Raw genomic sequence first — 12270 nt, 5'->3', positions numbered from 1 at the left:
TGCAGGCCGAAGCCGGTGCCCTCGGTGCCCTCGGGCAGGGCGACCTCCGCGAAGAGCTCGTCCCCGCGCCGCCAGGCCGCGCGGAGGCCCTGGAACGCCGGGCCGTACCCGAACCCGGCGTCCGCCAGGCCCTCGTACAGTCCGGTGAGGTCCAGTTGTTCGGCTTCGACCGGCGGCCAGACCGAGGCGTCGAACTCCGCCGGCGCCGCGCCCGAGCCCAGCACGCCGCTCGCGTGCAGGGTCCAGACCGGGTCCGGACCGGTGTCCGCCGTGGAGTGGATGCCGACGGCGCGGCGGCCGGAGTCGTCCGGCTCGGCCAGCCGCACCTGGATCCGGACGGACCCCTCCTCGGGCAGCACGAGCGGCGCGGCCATGGTCAGTTCCTCGACCAGGTCGCAGCCGACCTCGTCGCCGGCGCGCACGGCCAGCTCGACCAGCGCCGTGCCCGGCACCAGCACCGACCCCATGACGACGTGGTCCGCCAGCCACCCGTGCGACCGGGCCGACAGCCGGCCGGTGAACACCAGCCCGGCGGAACCGGCCAGTTCGAGCGATCCGGTGAGCAACGGGTGGTCGGCGTTCCTGAGCCCGGCGGACTCGGCCGTGGGGAGGAACGCCGAGGTGTCCGTCCAGAAGCGGCGGTGCTGGAACGCGTACGTCGGCAGGGCGACCCGGCGGGCGCCCGTCCCGGCGTGGAAGGCGGACCAGTCCACCGGCACGCCCAGCACGTGCAGGCGTGCCAGCGCCTCGACGACGGTCCGCTCCTCGTCGCGTCCGCGGCGCAGCGCCGGGATCGCTTCGGCCTCGCGGTCGGACAGCGCGCTCGCGGTGAGGGCGGTGAGGACGGCGTCGGGGCCGAGTTCGAGGTAGCGGCGGACGCCGGCCTCGTGGAGGGTGCGGACGCCGTCGGCGAAGCGGACGGCCTCGCGGACGTGACGCACCCAGTAGTCGGGCGACGTCAGGCCATCGGCCGGCCCGCCCGTCAGGTTGGAGACGACCGGGATCGAAGGGGTGCGGTAGGTCAGCCCTGTGAGGACCTCACGGAAGTCCTCCAGCATCGGATCCATCAACGGCGAATGGTACGCGTGGGACACCCGCAGGCGGGTCGTCTTGCGGTCCGCGAAGTGCTCCTCGATCTCCGAGACGGCCTCCTCCGTGCCCGAGACCACGACCGACGTCGGACCGTTCACGGCCGCGATCGACACGAACTCACCGAGCAGCGGCAGGACTTCATCCTCCGTCGCCTGCGCCGCCAGCATCGCACCGCCCTCCGGCAGCGCCTGCATCAGACGGCCACGGGCCGCGACCAGCGCGCAGGCGTCCTCCAGCGAGAACACCCCGGCCACGTGCGCCGCGGCCACCTCGCCGATCGAGTGTCCGGCCACGAACTCCGGTCGCACACCCAGCGATTCGACGAGGCGGTAGAGCGCCACCTCGACGGCGAACAGGCCCGCCTGGGCGTACACGGTCCGGTTCAGCAGCTTCTCGTCCGCACCCCACACGACATCCCGCAGGGGCAGGTCGAACCGCGAGCACACCGCGTCGAAGGCCCGGGCGAACACCGGGAACCTGGCGTACAGTTCCCGGCCCATGCCGAGCCGTTGCGAGCCCTGCCCCGAGAAGAGGAAGGCCGTCCGCCCACTCGTGGCGATGCCGGTCGGCGCCTCGCCGTCCGCCACCGCCCGCAGGCCGGTCAGGAGTTGCTCCGTCCCGTCGCCGACCACGGCCGCGCGGTGTTCGAGCGCGGCACGGGTCGTCGCCAGGGAGTACGCGACGTCCACCGGACGGGCGCCACCGTCGGCCGTGACGACGGCGTGCAGCCGCTCGGCCTGCGCGCGCAGGGCCTCCGGGGTCGCGGCGGACAGCAGCCACGGCACGACACCGGGCTCGACCTCAGGCGACTCCGTGGACAGGTGCGCCGTCGGGGCCTCCTCGATGATCACGTGAGCGTTGGTGCCGCTGATCCCGAAGGACGAGACGCCGGCGCGCCGCGGACGCTCGCCCGCAGCCCACGGCCGGGGCTCCGTCAGGAGCCGGACGGCCCCCTCCGACCAGTCCACGTTCGCGCTCGGCTCGTCGACGTGGAGCGTCGAGGGCAGCTCTCCGTTGTGCATCGCGAGCACCATCTTGATCACGCCGGCGACACCGGCCGCGGCCTGGGTGTGGCCGAGGTTCGACTTCACCGAGCCCAGCCAGAGCGGCTGCTCCTCGGGGCGGTCCTGGCCGTAGGTGGCGAGGAGGGCCTGGGCCTCGATCGGGTCGCCCAGCGTCGTGCCCGTGCCGTGCGCCTCGACCACGTCGACCTGGTCGGCGCCGAGGCGGGCGTTGGCGAGCGCCTGCCGGATCACCCGCTGCTGCGACGGACCGTTCGGCGCCGTCAGGCCGTTCGACGCGCCGTCCTGGTTGACGGCGCTGCCGCGGACGAGCGCCAGCACCGGGTGCCCGTTGCGCAGCGCGTCCGACAGCCGCTCGACGACCAGGAAGCCCGCTCCCTCGGCGAAGCCCGTGCCGTCGGCGGCGGACGCGAAGGACTTGCAGCGCCCGTCGGGGGCGAGCGCGCCCTGACGGCCGAACTCGACGAACACCCCGGGTGTGGCCATGACCGTCACGCCACCGGTGATCGCGAGCGAGCAGTCGCCGTGGCGCAGCGCCTGGGCGGCCAGGTGCAGGGCGACCAGGGAGGACGAGCAGGCGGTGTCCACGGCAACCGCCGGACCCTCCAGGCCGAGCTTGTACGAGACGCGGCCGGCCACGACGCTGCCGTTGCCGTCGCTGCCCGGGTAGTCGTGGTACATCACGCCGGTGAAGACGCCGGTGCGGGTGCCGCGCAGGCCGGTCGGGTCGATGCCGGCCCGCTCCAGCGCCTCCCAGGAGAGCTCCAGCGTGAGCCGCTGCTGCGGGTCCATCCCGAGGGCCTCGCGCGGGGAGATCCCGAAGAAACCGGGGTCGAACTCGGCGGCGCCGTCGAGGAACCCGCCCGCGCGGGTGTCGTACGAGTCCTCGGTGCGGAGCGTCGAGAGGTCCCAGCCGCGGTCGGCGGGGAACGGGGAGATCGCGTCCGTGCCGGACGTCACCAGCTGCCAGAGCTGCTCGGGCGTGGTCACCCCGCCCGGGTAGCGGCAGGCCATGCCGACGATCGCGATCGGGTCGTGGCGGACCTCCGTCGCCGCCGGAACGTCCGTCTCGGTGCCGATGGAACGGACCCGGTCGTCGGCCAGGTCGAGCAGGGCGTCGACCAGGCCCGCGTCGCGCAGGCGGCGGGTCGGGATCGACTGCAGCGCGGCGCGCAGGTCGGCCTCGGCGCGGGACGCCTCGCCGCTCGCGGCCGCCGTCCGCACGCCCAGCTCGGTGATGATGCAGTCCGTCACGGCCTCGGCGTTCGGGTGGTCGAAGGCGAGGGTCGCGGGCAGGCGCAGGCCGGTGAGGGTGTTGAGCTGGTTGCGCAGGTCGGTCGCGGCGAGGGAGTCGAAGCCGAGCTCCTGGAACGCGCGGTCCGGCTCGATCGCGTCACCCGACTCGTGGCCGAGCAGACCGGCCACCCGGGCCCGGACGAGTTCGAGGACGGTCCGCCGCTGCTCCGCCTCCGTCAGCCCGACGAGCCGGGCGGCGAGACCGTCGGTCGGCGCGGCCGACACCGGAGCGTGCGCCGCCGTGCGGCGGGCGGCCGGGACGAGGGCACGCAGGAGTGCGGGGACCTCGTCGGTGCGGGCGCGCAGGGCGGCGGCGTCGACCCGGATCGGGACGACGGCGGCGCGCTCGCTGCGCAGGGCGGTGGCGAACAGCGCCAGACCGGCCTCGCGGGAGAGCGGCGGGACACCCTGGGCGGCCATGCGGTTGCGATTGAGCTCCAGGAGGTGCTCGCCGAGGCCGGCGCCGACGTCCCACATGCCGTAGGCCATCGAGGTGGCGGGCAGGCCGACGGCGTGGCGGTGGGCGGCGAGGGCGTCGAGGAAGACGTTCGCGGCCGCGTAGTTGCCCTGGCCGGCGGTCAGGACCAGACCACCGGCGGAGGAGAAGAGGACGAAGGCGGTCAGATCCAGGTGCCCGGTCAGCTCGTGCAGGTACCACGCGCCGTCGGCCTTCGGCGCCAGGACGGCGTCCATGCGCTCGGGCGTGAGCGCACCGACCAGACCGTTGTCACCGACACCGGCGGCGTGGATCACGGCCGACAGGCCAGGGATCGCCTCGATGAGCGCTGCGACCGCATCGCGGTCCGCCACGTCACAGGCACGCACGTCAGCGACCGCCCCGAGGGCGGACAGCTCCGCCACCAGCTCTACTGCTCCCGGCGCCTCCAGACCACGACGGCTCGTGAGCACCAGACTCCGAACCCCGCACTCGGCGACCAGGTACCGGGCCACGACAGCACCCAGGCCACCCGTGCCACCGGTGATCAGCACCGTGTCATCCGCACCGACCGGCAGCGGACCCTCCGGCTGCGGCAGACGGGTCAAGCGCGGAACGTACACGGCTTCGGCCCGCACGGCCGACTCCGGCTCAGCGGTGACGACCACGTCCCCGTCCGTGTCCAGCAGGACGAACCGCCCCGGGTTCTCCGCCTGCGCGGACCGCACCAGACCCCACACCGGAGCCTGCGCCAGATCCACCGGCTCACCCTCACCCACCGCCACCGCACCCCGCGTCACGACCACCAGACGCGACCCCGCGAACCGCTCCTCCGCCAGCCAGATCTGGAGCACTTCCAGCACGGCGTGGACGCTCGCGCGGACACCGCTCGGGACATCCGCGGGGGCCGCGAAGGCGCCGCAGTCGAGGACGACCACGTCGGGCGTCGGCTCCTCGGAGTCCGACACGTCCTCCCACCGCGCCCAGGAGCTCTCTGCGGCAGGCGCGTTCGACAGCTCCGCCCACTCGATCCCGTAGAGCGGGTCGACCGAGCCCAGTTGCTCCGCCGACACCGCCCGGCCCACCATCGAGGCCACGGCCAGCACCGGACCGCCCGCCGGGTCGGCGAGGTCGAGCCGCAGCCCGCCACCGTCGAGCCGGACGATCCGCACCCGCACCGAGGAGGCGCCGACGGCGGACAGGGTCACGCCGGTCCACGCGAACGGGATCATCGTCTCCCGCTCGCCGCCGGCCAGGATCGCGGCGTGCATGGCCGCGTCGAGGAGCGCCGGGTGCACGCCGAAGCCGTCGGCCTCGACGCCCTCCGGCAGCACGACCTCGGCGAACAACTCGTCGCCGCGCCGCCAGGCCGCGCGCAGGCCCTGGAACACCGGGCCGTAGCCGAACCCTGCCTCGGCCATCCGCTCGTACGCGCCCTCCACCGGCAGCGGCTCCGCGCCGACCGGTGGCCAGACGGCGGCGTCGAACGATCCCGCCTCGGCGGCTCCGGAAGCGCCCAGCGAACCGGCCGCGTGCTGGACCCACCCGGCGTCCGGATCCCCGTCCGGCCGCGAGTGGATGGTGACCGCGCGCCGGTCCGAGGCGTCCGGACCACCGACCCGCACGTGCAGTTGGACGGCGCCGCGCTCGGGCAGCACCAGCGGCGCGGCCAGCGTCAGTTCCTCCACCAGTTCGCACCCGACCTCGGCCGCGGCCCGCAGTGCGAGCTCGACCAGCGCCGCGCCCGGAACCAGGACGGTGTCCAGGACCTGGTGGTCGGCCAGCCACGGGTGCGAGTCCAGCGACACCCGGCCAGTGAGGAGGAACCCGTCCGTGTGGGACAGGTCGACGGCCGCGCCGAGCAGCGGGTGCGCGAAGGCGCCCACGCCCACCGCGCCCAGGTCGCCGAGCGGGGTCGTCGCGTCGAGCCAGAAGCGGCGGCGCTGGAACGCGTAGGTGGGCAGCTCCACCGTCCGGGCGCCGCTGCCGGCGAAGAGGACGGACCAGTCCACCTCGGCCCCGGCCACGTGCAGCCGGCCGAGGGCGCCGATCAGGCTCGCCTCCTCGTCCCGGTCCGCGTGCAGGGCGGGCACGACGCACGTGCCGGCGGCGGTCGGATCGTCGAGGGCGCCCTGCACCAGGCCGGACAGGACGGTGTCGGGGCCCAGTTCGAGGTAGCGGCGGACGCCGGCCTCGTGGAGGGTGCGGATGCCGTCGGCGAAGCGGACGGCCTCGCGGACGTGACGCACCCAGTAGTCGGGCGTCCGAAGGCCTTCGGCCGGTCCGCCGGTCAGATTGGAGATCACCGGGATCGACGGCGCCTGGTACGTCAGCCCTGTGAGGACCTCACGGAAGTCCTCCAGCATCGGATCCATCAACGGCGAATGGAACGCGTGGGACACGCGCAGGCGGGTCGTGCGACGGTCGGCGAAGTGCTCCTCGATCTCCGAGACGGCCTGTTCGGCGCCCGAGACCACGACCGACGTCGGACCGTTCACGGCCGCGATCGAGACGAACTCTCCCAGCAGCGGCAGGACTTCATCCTCCGTCGCCTGCACCGCCAGCATCGCACCGCCCGAAGGCAGCGCCTGCATCAGCCGGCCACGGGCCGCGACCAGCGCGCAGGCGTCCTCCAGCGAGAACACCCCGGCGACGTGCGCCGCGGCCACCTCGCCGATCGAGTGGCCGGCCACGAACTCCGGTCGCGCGCCCAGCGATTCGAGGAGACGGTAGAGCGCCACCTCGACGGCGAACAGACCCGCCTGGGCGTACACGGTCCGGTTCAGCAGCTCCTCGTCCTCGCCCCACACCACCTCGCGCACGGGAAGCTCTGTCGCCGCGCACACCGCGTCGAACGCCTCCGCGAAGACCGGGAAGCGGGTGTACAACTCCCGTCCCATCCCGAGCCGTTGCGAGCCCTGCCCGGAGAACAGGAACGCCGTCGCCCCACCCGCCCGGGCGGACGAGATGGCCGCGCCCGGAGCGAGTTCGCCCCGGCTCAGCGCGTCCAGTCCGGCCAGCAGCTCCGCCCGGTCCGCGCCGAGCAGCACCGCGCGGTGCTCCAGCGCCGGCCGCGTCGCCACCAGCGAGTGGGCGACGTCCAGCGCGTCGAGCTCCGGCCGCGCACCGAGGAAGGTCGCGAGCCGCTCGGCCTGCACCCGCAGGGCCTCCGGCGTCGCCGCGGCGAGCAGCCAGGGAAGTGTTCCCAACTCGCCCTTTGCGACGGACATTTCGGCTACCGTCTCAGGACCCTGCTCGACGATCACGTGCGCATTGGTCCCGCTGATCCCGAACGCGGACACACCCGCCCGGCGCGGCCGGCCGGTCGCCGGCCAGTCCCGGGCCTCGGCCAGCAGCTCGACCGCGCCCTCCGACCACTCGACGTGCGGCGAGGGCCGGTCGATGTGCAGCGACTTCGGCAGCACACCGTGCTGCATCGCCAGCACCATCTTGATCACGCCCGCCACACCGGCCGCGGCCTGCGCGTGCCCGATGTTCGACTTGATCGAGCCCAGCAGCAGCGGCAGTTCGCGGTCCTGGCCGTAGGTGGCGATCAGCGCCTGCGCCTCGATCGGGTCGCCCAGCGTGGTGCCGGTGCCGTGTGCCTCGACGGCGTCGACGTCCGACGCAGCCAGCCCGGCGCTCGCCAGCGCCTGCCGGATCACCCGCTGCTGCGACGGACCGTTCGGCGCCGAGAAGCCGTTGCTCGCGCCGTCCTGGTTGACGGCCGTGCCGCGGATCACCGCGAGCACCCGGTGGCCGTTCCGCTCCGCGTCGGACAGCCGCTCGACGAGCAGCACCCCGACGCCCTCCGACCAGCCCACGCCGTCCGCCGCACCCGCGAACGCCTTGCACCGGCCGTCCGCCGACAGCCCCCGCTGCCGCGAGAACTCGATGAACATGCCCGGCGTCGACATCACCGTCGCACCGCCCGCGAGCGCCAGCGAGCACTCCCCGCTGCGCAGCGCCTGGACCGCCAGGTGCAGGGCGACCAGCGAGGAGGAGCAGGCCGTGTCCACGGTCACCGCCGGGCCCTCCAGGCCCAGCGTGTAGGACACCCGGCCGGAGACGACGCTGCCGCCGCTGGTGCCCGAGGGGTTCGTGTTGAGCGCGTAGTCGTGGTACATCACGCCCGCGAAGACGCCCGTCCGGCTGCCCCGCAGGGACAGCGGGTCGATGCCCGCCCGCTCCAGCGCCTCCCACGAGGTCTCCAGGAGGAGCCGCTGCTGCGGGTCCATGTAGAGGGCCTCGCGCGGCGAGATCCCGAAGAAGCCGGGGTCAAAGTCGCCGGCGTCGTGCAGGAAGCTGCCGTGGCGGGTGTAGCTGTGGCCCTCCTTGCCGGGCTCGGGGTCGTAGAGGTTCTCGATGTCCCAGCCGCGGTCGGTCGGCAGGCCGGTGACAGTGTCGACGCCGTCTGCCAGCAGCCTCCACAGGTCCTCGGGCGTGGCCGCGCCGCCGGGGTAGCGGCAGGCCATGCCGACGATCGCGATCGGTTCGTCGGCGGCGTGCGGGCGGATCTCGGCGCCGACGGCCGGGGTCGGCTCCGTGCCCGCGCCGGCCAGGTCGAGGAGGTGCTCCGCGACGGCCCGGGCGTTGGGGAAGTCGAAGGCAAGGGTGGCGGGCAGGCGCAGGCCCGTGCGCTTGTTCAGGCGGTTGCGCAGGTCGGTCGCGGCGAGGGAGTCGAAACCCAGCTCCTGGAACGCGCGCTCGGACGCGATCGCCTCGGCGGAGGCGTGGCCGAGCACGGCGGCGACCTCCGCGCGCACGAGCTCCAGCGCCAGGCGCCGGCCCTCGCTCTCCCCCAGCCGGGCGAGCCCGGTCTCGGCCGCGCGGCCGCTCGCGGGCAGCTCGGCGCGCCTGCGCGGGGCGGCGAGGGCACGCAGGAGCGCGGGGACCTCGTCGGTGCGGGCACGCAGGACTGCGGCGTCGACCCGGATCGGGACGACGGCGGCGCGCTCGCTGCGCAGGGCGGTGGCGAAGAGGACGAGGCCGGTCGCGTGGTCGAGGACGGGAACGCCCTGGGTGGCCATCCGCGACCGGTCGACGTCCGCGAGGTCACGCCCGAGGCCGGCGCCGACGTCCCAGAGGCCGTAGGCCATCGAGGTGGCGGGCAGGCCGACGGCGTGGCGGTGGGCGGCGAGGGCGTCGAGGAAGACGTTCGCGGCCGCGTAGTTGCCCTGGCCGGCGGTCAGGACCAGACCACCGGCGGAGGAGAAGAGGACGAAGGCGGTCAGATCCAGGTGCCCGGTCAGCTCGTGCAGGTACCACGCGCCGTCGGCCTTCGGCGCCAGGACGGCGTCCATGCGCTCGGGCGTGAGCGCACCGACCAGACCGTTGTCACCGACACCGGCGGCGTGGATCACGGCCGACAGGCCAGGGATCGCCTCGATGAGCGCTGCGACCGCATCGCGGTCCGCCACGTCACAGGCACGCACGTCAACGACAGTGCCGAGGGCGGACAGCTCCGCCACCAGCTCTACTGCTCCCGGCGAATCCAGACCACGACGGCTCGTCAGCACCAGACTCCGAACCCCGCACTCGGCGACCAGGTACCGGGCCACGACAGCACCCAGACCGCCCGTGCCACCGGTGATCAGCACCGTGTCATCCGCACCGACCGGCAGCGGACCCTCCGGCTGCGGCAGACGGGTCAAGCGCGGAACGTACACGGCTTCGGCCCGCACGGCCGACTCCGGCTCAGCGGTGACGACCACGTCCCCGTCCGTGTCCAGCAGGACGAACCGCCCCGGGTTCTCCGCCTGCGCGGACCGCACCAGACCCCACACCGGAGCCTGCGCCAGATCCACCGGCTCACCCTCACCCACCGCCACCGCACCCCGCGTCACAACCATCAGACGCGACGCCGCGAACCGCTCCTCCGCCAGCCACGCCTGCACCGCGCGCAGCACGTGCCGCGTCACCTCGCGGACGGCCGCCGGAACGTCGTCGCCCGGGGCGGCCACGGCCGCGCAGTCCAGGACGACGGTCTCGGGCGCCGGGCCCTCGGCGGGCAGGGCATCCCAGGACATCCACTCCGTGCCCGTGTCCGGGGCGGCCGGCAGCGCCGACCACTCGACCGCGTAGAGCGGGTCGACCGAGCCCAGCTGCGCCGCCGAGACCGCCCGGCCCTTCACGGAGGCCACCGTCAGCACCGGCCCGCCCGCCGGGTCGGCGAGGTCGAGCCGCAGCCCGCCACCGTCGAGCCTGACCAGGCGCACCCGCACCGCCGACGCGCCGACAGCGCGCAGCGCCGCGCCCGTCCACGCGAACGGGACCACGGTGTCGTCGCTCCCGGCGTCCACGATGGCGACGTGCATGGCCGCGTCGAGGAGCGCCGGGTGCACGCCGAAGCCGTCGGCCTCGACGTCCTCGGGGAGCTCGATGTCCGCGAACAACTCGTTCCCGCGCCGCCAGGCCGCACGGAGGCCCTGGAAGGCGTGGCCGTAGCCGAAGCCGGACTCCGCCATGCGCTCGTACGCGCCCTCCACCGGCAGTTGCTCGGCGTCGGCCGGCGGCCAGACGTCGAACGACTCCGCCTCGACGGCTCCGGAGGCGGCCAGCGAACCGGCCGCGTGCTGGACCCACCCGGCGTCCGGGTCCCCGGCCGGCCGGGAGTGGATCGTGAGCTCCCGGCGGCCGACGGCGTCCGGCGCTCCGACGCGGAGCTGGAGCTGGAGCGCGCCGTGCTCGGGCAGCACCAGCGGTGCCGCCAGGGTCAGTTCCTCCACCTGCTCGCAGCCCACCTCGGCGGCGGCGCGCAGCGCGAGTTCGAGCAGACCGGCGCCGGGGACCAGGACCGTGCCCTGGACGGTGTGGTCGGCCAGCCACGGGAAGGCGGCCGTCGACAGGCGACCGGTGAGCACCAGCCCGTCCTCGTCGGCCAGTTCGACGGCCGCGCCGAGCATCGGGTGTGTGGTGGCACCGAGGCCGGCGGAGCGGACGTCACCGCCGCGGGCGGCCAGGGGCGCGGGCCAGAAGTGGCGGCGCTGGAAGGCGTACGTCGGCAGGTCGATGTGCCGGGCGCCGGTGGCGGCGAACAGCGCGGCCCAGTCCACCGTGGCGCCGTGGACGTGGAGACGGGCGAGGGCGTCGACGAGGGCGTGCTCCTCGGCCCGGTTGCGGCGGAGCGCCGGGATCACTTCGGCCTCCCCGTCGGGCAGAGCACTCGCGGTGAGGGCGGTGAGGACGGCGTCGGGGCCGAGTTCGAGGAAGCGGTCGACGCCGGCGGCGTGAAGGGTGCGGATGCCGTCGGCGAAGCGGACGGCCTCGCGGACGTGGCGCACCCAGTAGTCGGGCGTCTGAAGGCCTTCGGCCGGTGCGCCGGTCAGGTTGGAGATCACCGGAATCGACGGCACGCCGTAGGTGAGCCCGTCGAGGACCTCGCGGAAGTCCGCCAGCATCGGGTCCATCAGCGGCGAGTGGAACGCGTGCGAGACGCGCAGACGTGTCGTCCTGCGGTCGGCGAAGTGCGCCTCGATCGCCGCGACGGCCTCCTCCGCCCCCGAGACCACGACCGAGCTCGGGCCGTTCACGGCCGCGATCGACACGAACTCACCGAGCAGCGGAAGGACTTCGTCCTCCGTCGCCTGCACCGCCAGCATCGCACCGCCCGAAGGCAGCGCCTGCATCAGCCGGCCACGGGCGGCCACCAGTGCACAAGCGTCCTGCAGCGAGAACACCCCGGCGACGTACGCGGCCGCGACCTCACCGATCGAGTGCCCCGCCACGAACTCCGGTCGGACACCCAGCGATTCGACCAGCCGGAACAGGGCCACCTCGACGGCGAACAACCCGGCCTGGGCGTACGCGGTCCGGTTCAGCAGCTCCTCGTCCGGGCCCCACACGACGCTGCGAAGGGGCTGGTCGAGGTGCTCGTCCAGCGCCGCGCAGACGGCGTCGAACGCGTCGGCGAACACCGGGAAGCGAGCGTACAACTCCTCTCCCATGCCGAGGCGTTGCGATCCCTGGCCGGAGAAGAGGAACGCGCTCCTGCCCACCGACGCGACTCCTCGGGCCGACTCGACCCCGTCGACGACCACCGCGCGGTGCGGGAAGAGCGACCGCCCGGCCAGGGTGAACGCCACATCGCCGGCGGGACGTTCATCGAGCTCCGTCAGCCGCGCGACCTGAGCATCCAGCGCCGCTTCGGACTTGGCGGACACCACCCAGGGCACCGCCCCCGCCGTCACCGCAGCGTCCCGCCCGGCCTCGGGTTCGGCCTGCTCCAGGATCACGTGGGCGTTGGTGCCGCTGATCCCGAAGGAGGACACGCCCGCGCGGCGCGGGTGGCCGGTGGCCGGCCACGCGGTGCGCTCGGTGAGCAGCTCGACCGCGCCGGCCGTCCAGTCGACGTGCGAGGAGGGCGTGTCCACGTGCAGGGTGCGCGGCAGCAGGCCGTGCTGCATCGCGAGCACCATCTTGATC

The 12270-nt window shown here is 74.3% G+C and carries 1 protein-coding gene; it reads right to left on the bottom strand.

Translation table 11 applies throughout. The features are described 5' to 3' along the window. Nucleotides 1–12270, bottom strand: a 12270-nt coding sequence (locus tag ACFVWU_RS42265; RefSeq protein WP_387631463.1) for an SDR family NAD(P)-dependent oxidoreductase, incomplete at both ends; no start/stop codon positions are given.

The sequence above is a fragment of the Kitasatospora sp. NPDC058190 genome (assembly GCF_042883685.1).
In the GTDB taxonomy this organism is placed as follows: Bacteria; Actinomycetota; Actinomycetes; order Streptomycetales; family Streptomycetaceae; genus Kitasatospora.
Note: the sequence above shows the minus strand (reverse complement) of the source record. Positions and strands in the feature narration are given on the sequence as shown.